19 protein-coding genes are annotated in these 15,282 nt (G+C 40.9%); 13 read left to right on the plus strand and 6 right to left on the minus strand.

Translation table 11 applies throughout. From position 1 onward, the window contains the following. Positions 1–2: 2 nt before the first annotated feature. The 9 genes from rplD to rpsQ are packed head-to-tail and all read left to right on the plus strand — an operon-like array spanning position 3 to position 3,946. Positions 3–608 carry a 50S ribosomal protein L4 gene (rplD, locus tag ACMUMK_RS12295; protein WP_133471902.1) on the plus strand — a complete coding sequence of 202 codons (606 nt, stop codon included), beginning with the start codon at positions 3–5 and terminating at the stop codon, positions 606–608. Continuing rightward, positions 605–907 carry a 50S ribosomal protein L23 gene (rplW, locus tag ACMUMK_RS12300; RefSeq protein ID WP_133471901.1) on the plus strand — a complete coding sequence of 101 codons (303 nt, stop codon included), beginning with the start codon at positions 605–607 and terminating at the stop codon, positions 905–907. The genes rplD and rplW overlap by 4 nt, the downstream gene beginning before the upstream one ends. Before the next feature lie 14 nt (positions 908–921). Next, complete coding sequence (gene rplB / locus ACMUMK_RS12305; protein ID WP_133471900.1) at positions 922–1,746, plus strand: 50S ribosomal protein L2; 825 nt, start codon at positions 922–924, stop codon at positions 1,744–1,746. A gap of 15 nt (positions 1,747–1,761) precedes the next feature. Next, positions 1,762–2,037: a 30S ribosomal protein S19 gene (gene rpsS / locus ACMUMK_RS12310; RefSeq protein ID WP_014107406.1), complete on the plus strand. Its 276-nt coding sequence runs from the start codon at positions 1,762–1,764 to the stop codon at positions 2,035–2,037. Positions 2,038–2,047: 10 nt separating this feature from the next. After that, entirely contained in the window at positions 2,048–2,380 is a 333-nt protein-coding gene (gene rplV / locus ACMUMK_RS12315; RefSeq protein WP_133471899.1) for a 50S ribosomal protein L22, read from the plus strand. Between the two features lie 9 nt (positions 2,381–2,389). Further along, positions 2,390–3,091 carry a 30S ribosomal protein S3 gene (gene rpsC / locus ACMUMK_RS12320; RefSeq protein ID WP_133471898.1) on the plus strand — a complete coding sequence of 234 codons (702 nt, stop codon included), beginning with the start codon at positions 2,390–2,392 and terminating at the stop codon, positions 3,089–3,091. A gap of 2 nt (positions 3,092–3,093) precedes the next feature. Further along, complete coding sequence (gene rplP, locus ACMUMK_RS12325) at positions 3,094–3,504, plus strand: 50S ribosomal protein L16 (protein ID WP_414701443.1); 411 nt, start codon at positions 3,094–3,096, stop codon at positions 3,502–3,504. Continuing rightward, complete coding sequence (gene rpmC, locus ACMUMK_RS12330; protein WP_133471896.1) at positions 3,504–3,695, plus strand: 50S ribosomal protein L29; 192 nt, start codon at positions 3,504–3,506, stop codon at positions 3,693–3,695. The genes rplP and rpmC overlap by 1 nt, the downstream gene beginning before the upstream one ends. Beyond that, on the plus strand, positions 3,695–3,946 hold the full coding sequence (gene rpsQ / locus ACMUMK_RS12335; protein ID WP_414701444.1) for a 30S ribosomal protein S17: 252 nt from the start codon (positions 3,695–3,697) through the stop codon (positions 3,944–3,946). Before rpmC ends, rpsQ begins: the two co-directional genes overlap by 1 nt. A gap of 61 nt (positions 3,947–4,007) precedes the next feature. Here rpsQ and ACMUMK_RS12340 read toward each other — a convergent pair whose 3' ends face one another. The 3 genes from ACMUMK_RS12340 to ACMUMK_RS12350 are packed head-to-tail and all read right to left on the minus strand — an operon-like array spanning position 4,008 to position 6,637. Further along, entirely contained in the window at positions 4,008–4,379 is a 372-nt protein-coding gene (locus ACMUMK_RS12340) for a hypothetical protein (RefSeq protein WP_414701445.1), read from the minus strand. A 21-nt stretch (positions 4,380–4,400) separates the two neighbouring features. After that, positions 4,401–6,014 carry a S41 family peptidase gene (locus ACMUMK_RS12345; protein WP_414701446.1) on the minus strand — a complete coding sequence of 538 codons (1,614 nt, stop codon included), beginning with the start codon at positions 6,012–6,014 and terminating at the stop codon, positions 4,401–4,403. Between the two features lie 50 nt (positions 6,015–6,064). Then, entirely contained in the window at positions 6,065–6,637 is a 573-nt protein-coding gene (locus ACMUMK_RS12350) for a paraquat-inducible protein A (RefSeq protein WP_414701447.1), read from the minus strand. A gap of 167 nt (positions 6,638–6,804) precedes the next feature. On the opposite strand from ACMUMK_RS12350, the gene ACMUMK_RS12355 reads away from it, so the two are divergent. Continuing rightward, complete coding sequence (locus ACMUMK_RS12355) at positions 6,805–7,335, plus strand: sigma-70 family RNA polymerase sigma factor (protein ID WP_414701448.1); 531 nt, start codon at positions 6,805–6,807, stop codon at positions 7,333–7,335. Beyond that, positions 7,332–8,030 (plus strand): anti-sigma factor domain-containing protein, encoded by a 699-nt coding sequence (locus tag ACMUMK_RS12360; RefSeq protein WP_414701449.1) that lies wholly within the window; start codon positions 7,332–7,334, stop codon positions 8,028–8,030. Before ACMUMK_RS12355 ends, ACMUMK_RS12360 begins: the two co-directional genes overlap by 4 nt. 109 nt (positions 8,031–8,139) lie before the next feature. Here the strand turns inward: ACMUMK_RS12360 and ACMUMK_RS12365 are convergent, their stop codons facing one another. Beyond that, positions 8,140–10,293, minus strand: coding sequence for a M3 family metallopeptidase (locus ACMUMK_RS12365; protein ID WP_414701450.1), 2,154 nt, complete (start codon positions 10,291–10,293; stop codon positions 8,140–8,142). A gap of 243 nt (positions 10,294–10,536) precedes the next feature. Here ACMUMK_RS12365 and ACMUMK_RS12370 point away from each other — a divergent pair, with 243 nt between their 5' ends. Further along, positions 10,537–11,106: a hypothetical protein gene (locus ACMUMK_RS12370; RefSeq protein WP_414701451.1), complete on the plus strand. Its 570-nt coding sequence runs from the start codon at positions 10,537–10,539 to the stop codon at positions 11,104–11,106. Positions 11,107–11,113: 7 nt separating this feature from the next. Here ACMUMK_RS12370 and ACMUMK_RS12375 read toward each other — a convergent pair whose 3' ends face one another. Both ACMUMK_RS12375 and purU read right to left on the minus strand, forming a co-directional pair. Beyond that, entirely contained in the window at positions 11,114–11,716 is a 603-nt protein-coding gene (locus tag ACMUMK_RS12375; RefSeq protein ID WP_414701452.1) for a histidine phosphatase family protein, read from the minus strand. A 3-nt stretch (positions 11,717–11,719) separates the two neighbouring features. Further along, positions 11,720–12,574, minus strand: a complete 855-nt coding sequence (gene purU, locus ACMUMK_RS12380; protein ID WP_414701453.1) for a formyltetrahydrofolate deformylase — start codon at positions 12,572–12,574, stop codon at positions 11,720–11,722. A gap of 198 nt (positions 12,575–12,772) precedes the next feature. Between purU and hrpB the strand changes: the two genes are divergently transcribed. Beyond that, the gene (gene hrpB, locus ACMUMK_RS12385) at positions 12,773–15,238 is read left to right on the plus strand and encodes an ATP-dependent helicase HrpB (protein WP_414701454.1); all 2,466 of its coding nucleotides are present in this window, start codon (positions 12,773–12,775) and stop codon (positions 15,236–15,238) included. Positions 15,239–15,282 lie beyond the last annotated feature (44 nt).

A 15,282-nucleotide genomic window follows, 5' to 3' on the forward strand; every position in this document is an offset into this window, starting at 1 on the left:
TGATGGAATTAGTATTGAAAGACGCGCAAAGCGCTCTTGAAGTATCCGAAGCAACCTTTGGACGTGATTTTAACGAAGCTCTAGTACATCAAGTAGTAGTAGCATTCGGTGCAGGAGCTCGTCAGGGTTCTAAAGCACAAAAAACACGCTCTGAAGTACGTGGTGGTGGTGCTAAGCCTTGGCGTCAAAAAGGAACAGGTCGTGCCCGTGCTGGTACAATCCGTAGTCCTATCTGGCGTTCTGGTGGCGTAACATTTGCTGCTAAGCCGCAGGATCACAGCCAAAAGGTTAACAAAAAGATGTACCGTGGTGCGATACAAAGCATCCTTTCTGAATTGGTACGTCAAGAACGTTTAATCGTGGTTGAAAAATTTGCAGTTGAAGCACCGAAAACTAAAGAATTAATTTCTAAGTTAGACGCGCTTGAGCTTAAAGATGTACTTATCGTGACATCAGAAGTTGATGAGAACTTATTCTTATCAGCACGCAACTTGTACAAAGTTGACGTACGTGATGTTCAAGGTATTGACCCAGTAAGTCTTATTGCATTCGAAAAAGTATTGATGACTGCTGATGCGGTTAAACAATTAGAGGAGTCGCTAGCATGATAAATGAAGAGCGTCTACTTAAGGTGCTATTAGCACCACATGTTTCTGAAAAAGCAACGCTATCTGCTGAAGTAAACAACACTGTTGTTTTGAAAGTAGTAAAAGATGCGAACAAAGAAGAAATCAAAGCTGCAGTTGAAAAATTATTTGAAGTTGAAGTTGATTCTGTTCGTACCCTAAACGTTAAAGGTAAAACTAAGCGTCACGGTGCATCTTTCGGTAAGCGTAAAGACTGGAAAAAAGCCTACGTTGTGCTTAAAGAAGGTCAAGACATCGACTTTGCTGGCAGCGAAGGTTAAGAAGGGGATTAGATATGCCATTATTGAAAGCTAAGCCGACTTCTCCTGGTCGTCGTCACGTAGTTCAGGTAACCAACCCTGATCTACACAAAGGCGCTCCATATGCTCCTTTGCTTGAAAAGAACAGCAAATCGGGTGGCCGTAACAACAATGGTCGCATTACTGTGCGTCACATTGGTGGTGGTCACAAGCATCATTATCGTGTTATCGATTTTAAACGTAACAAAGACGGCATTCCTGCTAAAATTGAGCGTTTAGAATACGATCCAAACCGTTCTGCAAACATCTGCCTAGTATTATATGCAGATGGTGAGCGTCGTTACATTTTAGCGCCTAAAGGTGCTAAAGCAGGCGATGCGATTCAGTCTGGTTCAGATGCGCCGATTAAATCAGGTAATACTTTACCAATGCGTAACATTCCAGTAGGTACTACGGTACATGCTATTGAAATGAAGCCTGGTAAAGGTGCACAAATTGCTCGTTCTGCAGGTGCTTACGCACAAATACTAGCGCGTGCTGAGGGTTATGTAACTCTTCGTCTACGTTCTGGTGAAGTACGTAAAGTATTGGCAGATTGCCGTGCCACCATTGGTGAAATCGGTAATGCAGAACACATGCTACGTTCACTTGGTAAAGCCGGTGCGAACAGATGGCGCGGTATCCGCCCAACTGTACGTGGTGTTGCCATGAACCCAGTAGATCACCCACACGGTGGTGGTGAAGGTCGTACCTCTGGTGGCCGTCATCCAGTATCACCTTGGGGCGTACCTACTAAGGGTAAGAAAACACGTAGTAACAAGCGTACTGATAAATTAATCGTACGTCGTCGTAATAAGTAACAGCGAGGATTCACCATGCCACGTTCTCTCAAGAAGGGTCCATTTATAGACCTACACTTGCTGAAGAAGGTCGAGGCTGCAGTGGAGAAAGGCGAGAAAAAACCAATCAAAACTTGGTCTCGCCGCTCTATGATCATCCCAGATATGATTGGGTTGACCATTGCAGTCCATAACGGTCGCCAACACGTTCCTGTATTTGTCAGTGACGAAATGGTCGGCCACAAATTGGGCGAATTTGCTCCAACGCGTACTTACCGTGGCCATGTCGCGGATAAGAAAGCCAAGAGATAGGAATTAGATTATGGAAGCTTTTGCTAAACATCGTCATGCTCGTACCTCTGCTCAAAAGGCACGCTTGGTAGCAGATCAAATTCGTGGTTTACACGTTGAAAAAGCACTTGAAGTTCTGGCTTACAGCCCGAAAAAAGGTGCGGATCTAGTCAAAAAAGTACTAGAGTCAGCGATTGCGAACGCCGAACATAACGAAGGTGCAGATATTGACGAATTGACAGTATCTAAAATCTTTGTTGACGAAGGTCCAACTATGAAGCGTATCAAGACTCGAGCGAAAGGTCGTGCTGATCGTATTTTTAAGCGTAGCAGTCACATCACTGTTGTTGTGTCTGATAACTAGGAGAAGATAATGGGACAGAAGGTACATCCTACAGGTATACGCCTGGGTATCAGCAAACCATGGACATCTACCTGGTACGCTAATACTGCAGATTATGCAGATAACTTGTTTAATGATCATCAGGTTCGTCAGTTCCTGACTAAGGCTCTTAAGAGTGCTTCACTATCAAAGATCGTTATCGAACGTCCAGCGAAAAGTATTCGTGTGACTATTCACACTGCTCGCCCTGGTGTTGTTATCGGTAAGAAAGGTGAAGACGTAGAGAAGTTACGTAAGCATGTATCTAAGCTAGCCGGTGTGCCAGCTCAGATTAACATCGCTGAAGTACGTAAGCCTGAATTAGACGGTCAACTTGTTGCAGATAGCATCGCTAACCAATTAGAGCGTCGTGTAATGTTCCGTCGCGCTATGAAGCGAGCGGTACAAAATGCAATGCGAATTGGCGCTAAAGGTATCAAAGTTGAAGTAAGTGGTCGTTTAGGCGGCGCTGAAATTGCTCGTTCAGAGTGGTATCGTGAAGGTCGTGTGCCATTGCACACATTCCGTGCTGATATCGACTATGCAACATCTGAAGCAGCAACTCAATACGGTATCATTGGTGTAAAAGTATGGATCTTCAAAGGTGAAGTATTAGGTGGCATGCCACTTACTCATGAGCAGCCAGCTGCCGCACCTAAGAAGAAGGGCCGTGCTCCTAAGCGTGAGGGATAATTATGTTACAACCTAAACGTATGAAGTTCCGTAAAATGCACAAAGGTCGTAACCGTGGCTTTGCTGCTGGTAGCGACGTTAGTTTTGGTACTTACGGACTAAAAGCAATTGGACGTGGTCGTATGACTGCTCGTCAAATTGAAGCTGCTCGTCGTGCTATGACTCGTGCAGTTAAACGTCAAGGTAAAATCTGGATACGCGTTTTCCCTGATAAGCCAATTACTGAGAAGCCTCTTGAAGTGCGTCAAGGTAAAGGTAAGGGTAACGTTGAATATTGGGTATGCCAAATTCAGCCAGGTCGTGTGCTATATGAAATGGAAGGTGTTCCAGAAGAAGTAGCACGTGAAGCCTTTGCATTGGCAGCTTCTAAATTGCCATTTAAAACTACTTTTGTAACTCGGACGGTGATGTAATGAAAGCCACAGAACTGAAAGAAAAAAGCGTAGAAGAGTTGAACGCAGAGTTATTAAACTTGCTTCGCGAACAATTCAACTTGCGTATGCAAGCGAGCACAGGTCAGCTTGAAAAAACTGACGGTCTTCGTAAAGTGCGTCGCAGTATAGCGCGTGTTAAAACCATTCTGACTGAAAAGGCTGCTGCATAATGACTGAAAATACAGTTCGTACAGTACAAGGTCGTGTGGTCAGCAACAAAATGGACAAGTCCATTACTGTTGCAGTAGAACGTAAAGTGAAGCACCCAATCTATGGGAAATTCATCAAGCGCACTACTAAGCTACATGCACATGACGAAACTAACCAGTGTAACGAAGGTGACGTAGTAACAGTACGTGAATGTCGTCCTTTGTCTAAATCCAAAAACTGGATGTTAGTTGACGTTGTAACTAAAGCTTAATTGCTTTAGATATAAATTTAAAAGGCGCTTATCGTAAGATAAGCGCCTTTTTTGTATGGGGCTAATATATATTTTCCTTGCACTTTATACGGCTTAGCAGTCTAACTATCTCTGTTTGGTTATGCCTTATGTAGCATTTTTGATTATGTATTAAGAGTGTAAAGGTTTCTGGTACCGAAATATCTCGCTCGTTTAGTAAAACATGTGTGTCTGACCAAGCTTGTTTACGGGCAATTGTAATCGTACTTTTTTTGGTAAATACATTATCAGCTAATTTCACTGCTTGGCTATTACGTAAATTACCAATTATTTGTTCGATATAATGCCGACTTTCAATAGATGGTGTTATTAGTAAAGCATGTGCACTGTGCTCGCTTATATTAAAGCTGCAACCCATCAGCAGTGCAGAGATGTAATAAGCTTTGAACTTCAACCTAACTCCTAGTCAATGTATTTATAGAGCATGGTTAGCAGGTAGACTAATAGGGTCGGTTATTAGTTTATTTTCCAATATGATTGAGTCTAACATTGGACTAGTGCTTTTAATTGAAACCCCAGAGCCTGCTATCGCTCTTGAACGGCTAGAAGAGGCATCTAGAAAAGTTAAGCATTGGCTGGTTTCAGTATAATTTAAGGCTGTGGCCAATAGATGTTCTGATTCTTCTCCTAGCTCATTTGTAAAGTCGTCTGTAACCACACAGCCAGGAAGTTCATCCTCAAAACTAGGACTAATGGATGGTTTAAATCCATCGGCATAGTCTCCAAAGCCTTTTGCATTAACTCCTTGAAATTGAATAGTGAAGTAAGTTGTACTGCAATTATCCTGTGGGTAAAAGCCATAGGGTTTTCCACAAGTAGTATCACCAATTAAGATGACTTCCACATCTATGCCATTGAGACCATTGATTACAGCTTCACTAGCTGAACAAGTATTTTCCGTGGTTAATATAAATACCCTTGATAGCTCTATGGTTGGTAAACTAGTGTCTGTAAACTGGTATGTATCCCAATTTATTTCTCTGGTGTAAAACGGTGTAGCTTGTACTTGGTTACCTGTTACCGGGTTAGTATTGCCAGATTTAGAGTTGAAAAGCGTTGTCTCGAATGTTTCATTAGCCGTTTGTGAGCTTCCAGCAATCATGTAGGCTAATTGTGACGCCATAGCTAGCAGTCCACCTCCGTTGTATCGCATATCTAATATTAGATCGCTAACGCTATTGTCTGAAAACTCTTGGAACCCATCAATGAGTCCTTGTTGGCCTGCACTAATGAAGGAGTTAAATTGCATATACCCTATATTACCTAGTTGGGTATTAATGATTTTTACATTTTGAACGGGTTGTAGCTCTACGTTAGCTGAAGTTAAATCTATGGCGTATTGATTATCTGAGGAGTCTGTGAATACAAAATTGAAAATTTGTCCTGAGTCTGATGGAAATAATGCTGCGTTAATAGCGTCTATCTCTGACTCGGTATCAGCATTGATAACATCAATATTATCTATTTCTGATAATTCATATCCCCTTTTTACTCCAGCCAAATCGGCGGGAGAGTTGGGTTCAGTGTAACGAACTATCAATTTTCTTGGACTGGAGGCACTAACAAACTCCCAACTAATACCATAACCAGAGGATACACCGGTTTGTGTTCGTAAATTATATTCTTCCGTTGCTTGGGAAAAATGAAAGTTATCCTTAGCTGAGCCAGACTCTGTTAGCTCTTGGGTTTTCAATTGCTCGAAATATTCGTTCAGGGTAAAGGAGGTGGGGTCATTGTCTTCAACTTCATCGTACCAAAGGTAAGTTTGATTCGTCCAAGATCTTAACCACATTTTCTCATGCATTAGCGTCCCTAAAACATCATCAAAGGTATCTCCGTTACTGTCAGGCTCGGTTCTTGGTGATGCGCATAAGTCTTTGTACTCAGATTCATCCAAAAACTGTCCAGCTATCCAAACAGGTTCATCGCTATCCGGTGATTGAGAAGAATTTCCACCACAGGATAAAAAAGTAGTGGTGGCCACAATCAGGGTAATTAAAGCTTTTATGTTGGAAAAAAAGTAAGTCATTACCTATGCCTTAAAATGAAGTTATTACTAAATACTTGGTGAGTTTTACTCTAATTTGTATATTCACGTCTACTTGCAGATAAGCTTAACTGGGTAGCAAAGAGTGACAACAAACAATAAGCAGTGAAGTAATAGAACCCTTCTCCAATAGAAGATAGTGTTTGGCTGCTTATGTCTAGAGCAATTCTAAATCCAAAAACGTTGAACTGCTCACTTGTAGTTGTGTCGCCATGGTTGGTGGACATAACCGCTAAAAATATAGCCACCACGAATACATCTGCCATTGACCACTTACCAATAGCGCTTACAAAACCGAGGAGCTTTTTTTCTAGAGCTTTATTCTTCATAAAATAAGCCATACTAACTAAAAGAGTTTTTAGTAAGGGAATGCACACCGAAAAAGCAAAAATTAATGACGCAACTAATACTCGCTCATCTTCCCAAAGCTCTTCTATAGTGGTGGCAATTGATAGCTCTTTGTTTATTAACGAGGAGCTTAAATCCGAAGCCCCAAGGTTTACCATCATTTCCATATCGAATGAAAACATAGTTAATAAAACTCCTGGGAAAAAGAGCCCAAGTGCTGCTAGGTTTAAAGCAAACCCAAGGTGTTTTCTAATCAAACTTTATTCTCTGTCGTTACGCTAAAAGCACATCCTACACTGAAATAATTTTTTTTTGCATCCAAATGACGAAGTTATTCGTTCATTAATGTAATACCCTCTAAGTGAGTAACATGAGTATTATTTAATTAGTTAGGCTTATCGAATGTGAACTTATTGGAGTCCAAATGGAACACGAAGAGCATTTAAAGTTGCTGGTAAAAGTCGCTGCCGGAGACAGGCAAGCTTTTGCAAAGCTATATCAAGAGACCAGTGCACAACTTTACGCCGTTAGCGTGAAGATCTTGGTCCGTAAAGAGTTGGCTGAAGATGCGGTGCAAGAAGCCTTTATTCGTATTTGGCATAATGCAGGTAATTATAGCCAAGGAAGAGGGACTGTTCTGACGTGGATGATAAGTATTGTAAGGTACAGGGCTTTGGATATGCTCAGATATCATAAGGTTAGAAAAGAAGATGGGTTAGAAAACGTGACTCACAAAACTGACGTGGATATATCTGATATGCAAGTCGCAGATAAAAAGCAATTGGACCACTGTTTAGAGCAGTTAGACAACAAACAAAAACAAGTTATCCACCTTGCATATTTTTGCGGCCTAACTCACCAAGAGGTAACAACCCATGTTGATAGCCCATTAGGTTCTACTAAGAGTTTAATAAGACGAGGTATTCAGTTACTTAAAAGGTGTTTAGGACTATGAACTATCTAGCTGAAGAAACAAGACACGCTCTAGCAGCTGAGTACGTCATTGGAACAATGCATGGTAAAGCAAGGAAACGCTACCAAGCTTTAATAATGCAGTATCCTGAGATTAGAGAAACAACATATGTTTGGGAGCAACACTTTAATGCACTAGGCGAGCATTTAGAGCCAATTGCACCAGATCCCATAGTTTGGGAGAAAATAGTTCAACGACTTGACAATGAAGCCGCAAACTCAGAAGCAAGTAATGTTGTTAAATTAGAGCCTAGGTTAACGTTATTGAAATCTCTGCCATTGGTAGCGACTGCGGCGGCTATAATTTTAGCCTTAGTCATGCTTCCTCCTAAGCAGGAGTTACCTTTGACAGTTGAACAGTTTACTGTGGTGCAAGATAAGGACTATAAATCTCTATGGTTGATTGAGGTATATGAAAAGACGTTAGATGTAGTTGCCACTAAAAACTTAGTGCCAAAGCCAAGTAATGATTATCAATTGTGGATGGTTCCATCCCAAGGTGGTGTACCTATATCTTTGGGGCTATTACCACAAAGAGGTGAGTTAACCTTGACTAAGATCCCTGAATTCGACGAACTTGACATTGCTGCGATTGCTGTCAGTTTAGAGCCTTTAGGCGGTTCTCCAAATGGTTCACCAACTGAAGTCTTATATGTATCTGAATTAGCGATACTATAGTTATTTACCTAAAGTTAGAATGATAAATGGCCACGTTAGTGGCCATTAATTTTGCTGGTTAAATTGCTCGGCTTAAAAAGCCCAAATAAAACCAAAAATATTTGTTTTATTATTGCGACTTAGCCTTTGTTACCGGAAATCCGCGGTCACGCATTAGGGCTTCAACTTTCGCATCTCTACCCCTGAACAACCGATAGGCTTCTTCAGGCGCCATTGCATTGCGGATCGAGAATAAGTACTTAACTAACTTATCACTGACTTCTTTATCATAAAATCCACCAGGGGCTTCGGCAAAGGCTTCTGCTGCATCTGAGGTTAAGACTTCAGCCCACATGTATCCGTAGTATCCTGAAGAGTACCCTTCACTAGAAAACACATGGCCAAACTGAGTACTGCGATGACGCATGACCATCTCTTCTGGCATGCCTAGTTTAGTCAATTGGGCTTTCTCAAATGCTTGAGGTTCAATGGTTGCAGGATCTGTTGTGTGGTATAGCAAGTCCATGATAGCTGACGCCATGTATTCGGTGGTTTTAAAGCCTTCGTTGAACGTGGCTGCTTTTTTGATTTTTGCTACCAGTGTTGCTGGGATAGGTTCACCAGTTTTGTAGTGTACTAGGTAATTATTGATTACTTCATCTGTAGTTAACCAACGTTCTAACAATTGAGATTGGAACTCAGTATAGTCTCGGACACCAGAGTGGGAAGTTGGGTAGGCAACCGTTGCAGACAAAAAGTGTAAAGCATGACCAAACTCATGGAAGTAGGTTTCTGCATCATCCCAAGATATAAGTGTTGGTTCCCCTTCTGAGCCTTTCACAAAGTTAGAGTTGTTAGATGACAATACCGTTTTCTTACCGTCAAAAGTGGTGTGGCTTCTGTAAGTGGTTGCCCAAGCTCCAGAGCGTTTACCCGGACGACCAAATGGGTCTAAATACCACAGGCCTATATGATCTCCCGTTGTTTTATCTTTCACTTCCCACACTTTAACGTCTGGGTGAAATACTGGTACTGAACCTTCAGGGACGGCTGTAAATTCAAAGTTGAAGAGTCTTCCGGCAACATAAAACATCGCTTCACGAAGTTTATCTAATTGTAAGTACTGCTTAACTTCATCTGAGTCTAAAGCGTATTTTGCCTTTCGTACTTTTTCAGCATAATAACGATAATCCCAAGGTGCTATTTTTATATTGGCACCTTCTGCATCTGCAATAGCTTGCATATCTGCTACTTCTTCATCAACACGGGCAATGGCGGCAGGCCAAACTTTTTGCATGAGTGCCATGGCGTTTTCAGGGTTTTTGGCCATACGGTCTTCTAAGCGCCACTGCGAATAGTTGTCGTAACCAAGCAATGCGACACGTTCATCTCTAAGAGTGAGAATTTTTTTAATTAGCTCATTATTATCAAACTCATCGCCATTATTACCGCGGCTATAATAGGTGCGCCACACTTTTTCTCTTAACTCTCGCTCGTCTGAATAAGTTAAAAATGGGTCCATTGAAGAACGTGAATTAGTAATAGCATACTGCCCTTCTTTACCTCTACTTGTAGCGGCACTTGCGGCAGCAGAAATTAACGATTCTGATAAACCCGATAGTTGATCCTTAGTGAGGTATAGAACATATTTTTCTTCATCTGCTAACACGTTATTGGCGAATTGTGTTTGTAGCCCTGCTAGCTCTTGATTAATCTCGGCATAACGTAACTTAGCATCGCCTTTAAGTGTTGCTCCATTTCTGGCAAAACTGCTATATGTCAACAATACGACCCTTTGTTCTTCCGGTGTGAGGAATTTTAATTCTTCGCTTTCAAATACGGCTTTAACTCGTGAAAATAAAGCTTCGTTTCCGGTAATTTTAGATCTGAAAGCTGATAATTCAGGTACCATCTCTTTTTGAATTTCTCGAAACTCTGGACTGCTTAAATTTGAACTCCAAATTCCCCAATATTTAAAAACTCTGCTTAACTCAGAGCCGGATTTTTCTAATGGAATAATTGTATTTTCAAAGGTCGCTGGGTTTGGGTTATTCACTATTGCTTGAATTTCGCTGAGGTTTTTTGCCATGCCCTGTTCAAGGGCTGGTTTCAGATATGATAAATCCATTTTATCGAATGCAGGTACACCGCCATAAGGACCTGAAAACTCTGCAAGTAGTGGGTTTTCTTGGGGTTGTACTTCTTTTACTGTGGAGTCTAGATTACACGCGCTCAAAGCAATAAACACTGCCGCACTTGCTAGTTTAATTAAGGGTTGTTTCATTTTTTCCTGCCGTTTATAAAATTTTAATTGCATCGCTGTTATTGTTAATTAATAGAAAAGATGATGCTTTTGACTCGCTAAGTGTAAGTAAACCAACAATAAACTACTAGTTAATCGGGCTCAGTAAAATGTAGCTGAGCGATTTTAGGTGTGAGTTTTTGTACTTTAAGTACTCAAAATATACTGTAATTTTACTTGGCTGACTTAAAGTGTTTAAAACTTAAACACCACTTTGGTACCACCATGAAAACAATAATGCTTTGTATATTTGTGCTAACACCTAAGTTGTGTTTTGCAAATATTGAAATGCTTGAACCTACAATTGAGTGGTTAGCCAGTTTCAACTCTGAGAATATTGAATTTGGAGTAGACAAGTCTGCCATCAAGTTTGCTGGTTGTAAGCAAGTTACCTATTCCGCTTCGATTAACCGACCGATTACTAAAAGTACATCTTTAGAAATGGGAGTAGGTTATGCAAAAGGCCGACATTCTTGGGGGGTATTCAACCAAAGAGTTTCTGTAAAAGAGCTTTCTGTTATTCCAAGGTATCAATTTACCCATGATGTTAGCTTAGGACTTGGAGTGATTTTGCAAACCCCTACCGAGTTTACGACTGCTCAAGGTGTGCAGTTCGATTTACCCAAAAATTCTGAATGGTTACTAAATGCAAGAATTGATGGCGTGCATGATAGTCATTATTGGGAAGTTGCACTAGCTAGTCAAACTTGGGATGGAAACCAATATTTTAGTTCAACGCTGGACAAAAAAGTAACAAACAACAAGCTTGAATTGCAGTATAAAGGATACTTTTAAATCTGTTTTAAACAGCGCCACCTTCTATTGTTTGTTTAGATAAGTGACTCACATCACACCAAGTCAGAACAGTATACCCCTCTACCATATCGACCTTAGTTACACAGGTATTTTGATAGTCTGATAGACATATTAAATCTGAACTTAAATGTAAGTAAGTATTTACAATTTCTCGAAGCACTAAACCATGGGTCATGACTAATACGTCACCAGAATGGGCTTTTGCAAACTCAATTATATATTCCCAGGCTTTGGCTACTCGGGCTACAAACTGCTGCTTAGTTTCGCCATTAGGTGGTTCATAGTCTTCTGCGAAAAAATCACCCTCTATATCATCGTAAGCTTTTCCTCGGATATCTCCAAAGCTGCGCTCTTGAAGTAATGCTTCATAAACAACTTTGTGAGATCGCAGCTTTAGTAGTGGTTCTATAGTTTGTTTAGTACGTAAGTAATCACTACATAATATGGCATCGAGTGCTACATCTTTATAAGCATCAGCGAACTCTTGGGCTTGCTGATGCCCTAGTGTTGAAAGGGGGGTATCGGGTGTTTGCAAAACCCTATTGCGGTTACCGTCCGTTTCACCATGACGCACAAGATAAATTGCCATAATTTAAGCAAATACCACAGTTTTGTTATCATGAATAATAACGCGATCTTCAAGATGATAGCGTACCCCATTTGCTAAGGCCGTTTTTTCACAGTTCTTCCCTTTACGCACCATATCTGCTGCGGTATCGCTATGGCTAATTCGCATGACTTCCTGTTCAATAATTGGACCTTCATCCAAGTCACTTGTAACGTAATGACAAGTGGCCCCAATTAGTTTTACACCTCTGTTATAGGCTTGCTGATAAGGTTTTGCACCGGCAAAAGAGGGTAAAAAACTATGGTGGATATTAATGGCTTTACCAGCCAATTTTTTACATAAATGATCGGGAATGATTTGCATAAAGCGCGCAAGTACAGTTAGGTCGGCTTGATAGGCTTCAATTAGTTTCTCCACCTCAGCAAAGGCCGCTTCTTTAGATTGGTTTTTAAAGTCTACCCAATGAAAAGGAATATTATGCCAATCTGCAAACTGCTTCATTTGGGGGTGATTAGCTATAATGCACGGAATATCACACTGTAGCTCGCCACTATGCCAGCGGTGCAGAATATCCATCAAGCAGTGAGACTCATGACTGGCTAATAACGCCACTTTTTGTTTTTTATGTGAATCAACAATTTTCCAGTTCATATCAAATTTTTCAGCGATAGGTGCAAATGCTTGCTTAACACTATCGATATTCATATTGATTGAATCAGCTCTTATTTCGTGACGCATAAAAAAACGGTTAGTTTGCTGATCTGTATGATGATTAGCTTCAACGATAGTGGCATTTTGCTGGGCTAAAAATTGACTAACTGCCGCCACTAGTCCCAACTTATCAGGGCAATCTATAACTAATCTAAATGTTTGTTGCATAACTCTTAAAACCTCGACTTTCTTAGCCGGCTATTGTCGCTTGCCATTAGCAGGGGGTAAAGAACTAAAATAGCTATTTCAGAACGTTTCTGAGCATGAAGGAGTCTTCCATATAATTCAGCTCGTCCGATCAAAGATGTTTGATATCATGGCTATATCAATTGAATTAGTAACTCGTTCTTATAAAAGGGATATCTCTTGTTACCTGTAGAACATATTTTTCCAGATTTACATCAGCAACTAAGTGTAGGGGATGCCATTTTGGTTGCTCCTCCGGGAGCGGGTAAGTCGACCTGCTTGCCTTTGTCACTACTTAAACTTGATATATTCAAATCACAAAAAATAATCCTATTGCAACCTAGGCGTCTTGCGGTTAGAAGTATTGCGGCTTATTTGTCTAGTCAACTAGGTGAGCCAGTTGGCCAAACTGTGGGGTACCGTATTCGTGGTGACGTAAAAGTGTCCCAGAATACTCGCCTTGAGATAGTCACCGAAGGTATTTTAACGCGTTTACTACAAAGCCAACCTGAATTACCTGGGGTGGGTTTGGTTATTTTTGACGAATTCCATGAGAGAAGCGTTCATGCTGACTTTTCACTAGCTCTTTGTATCGAAGTACAAGAAGCATTAAGGGACGACTTAAGGTTGCTTGTTATGTCCGCCACTCTTGATGTTTCTGCATTAGGTAAATTATTACCTGAAGCTAAGTTGTTAGAGTCTCAAGGTAAAAGTTACCCGGTGGAGGTTATACACAGTGCAGACCACTCTATGCTCCCTTTATTTGAAAAAGTATGCCGCTTGGTAATGAAAGTTATGCCTCAGCACCAGAATGACTGCCTAGTTTTTATGCCAGGAGTTGCTGACATAAATAAAGCGGCTGCTAAATTACGGGGACATTTTGGTGAAGAACTTGAGGTTTTAACTTTATATTCTGAATTATCTAAAAAAGAGCAGCAGAGGGCTTTGCATCGCCATCCGAACAATAAACGAAAAATTATTCTTGCCACCAATATTGCTGAAACTAGCTTAACCATTGAGGGGATTGAAGTGGTGGTTGATAGCGGTGTTGAGAAAAAAGCTGTATTTCAATTGAGCCGTGGTATCACCCATTTACAAAACCAAAACATATCACAAGCCTCAGCAACACAAAGGGCAGGGCGAGCTGGCCGGCTAACTGCTGGAACCTGTTATCGGTTATGGAGTAAAGAGCATCATGACAGGCTGCCAAAACAATCTACCCCAGAGATATTAATCAGTGATATGAGTCAATTCATATTAGAAACTGCCATTTGGGGAGGCAAAATCCAAGACTTGAAATTAACAGATAAACCAAGTGATGCCCAAATTAACCAAGGTACTAATTTGCTACAAAAGTTGGGAGTACTAGATCAAAGTTTACGGGTTACCAGCTTAGGTAAAGATATCCATAAACTGGGTGGAACTGCTGGGATCGCAAATATGATAATTAAAAGTGCTGAAATCAGCGACTCTCACCTCAGTTTAGCCTGTGCCATAGCGGCCATTATAGAGAGTAAAGATCCTCTAAAAGGTGACACTAGTGCACAACTTAGTAAGCGTGTTGAGTTTATTCAAAACAATCACTCCCACCTTATATGGCAAACAATCAGATACTGGCATAAACGGGGAGCTTGCGCAGTTTCTAATACTTGGCCAGTTCACGATATTGGTTTGTTGTTAAGCTTTGCTTTTCCACAATGGATCGGTTTTCAGACTAGCAACAAACGTTATTTATTGGCAAATGGAACTGGGGTGCAATTAAAAGAAGAAGACAGTTTAGTTGGAAGTAAGTGGATTGTTCTCGCAAGTATGTTTAGCACTGATAAAACCAGTGGTGATGTAAATGTGGCTTTAGCCGAGGTTATTTCATTTGAGCAAATTGAGGAACATCATAATAAGCTGATCCAATGGCATGAAAAAGTAAGCTGGAACGAAAACAAAAATACAATTATTGCTCAAAGGGAATGTACTTTAGGGGCGATAAGTATTGTAAAGCAAGCTTTGCCAAAACCTTCACCAGAGGACGTATCCGCCACCTGGAAGCAAGTTATTAGTTCAAAGGGAGTGATGAACTTACCTTTTGAGGAAAAGGCACTGCAATTAATTCAACGTGTACAGCTTGCTAAAAAACTCATGCCAACACTTCCATTGCCTGATATGAGTGATGAAGGCTTAACGTTAACCATGGACTCTTGGTTGCTGCCTTACCTTGATGGGGTTTATTCATGGCAAGCTCTCACTAAGAAAAATTTTTACGAAATGTTGGTATCTACTATGGACTGGGGGAGTTTGAATACCCTGCAGCAATTAATGCCTGAGCGTTACAAGGTGCCAAGTGGCAGTAATATACAGCTTAGTTATTTAGCCACTGGGCAAGTTAAACTATCGGTACGTATGCAAGAGGTTTATGGCCTGGCTGATACTCCATGTATTGGCAATGGTAAAATTCCTTTGCACCTTGAACTTTTATCCCCAGCTGGGCGTCCGTTGCAAACTACTCAGGATTTGGCTGGCTTTTGGCAGGGTAGCTACAAAGCGGTACAAAAAGAGATGAAAGGGCGATATCAAAAGCATTTTTGGCCAGATGATCCTGCTAATGCACCTCCTACTACTCGCACTAAGAAAAAAATGGGCAGCTTGTCTTAGTGTTATGCCAAGTAGTCTTGGTTTGTTTTTTAACCCAATTATAT

The organism is Paraglaciecola sp. 2405UD69-4 (assembly GCF_047525415.1).
Lineage (GTDB): Bacteria > Pseudomonadota > Gammaproteobacteria > Enterobacterales > Alteromonadaceae > Paraglaciecola.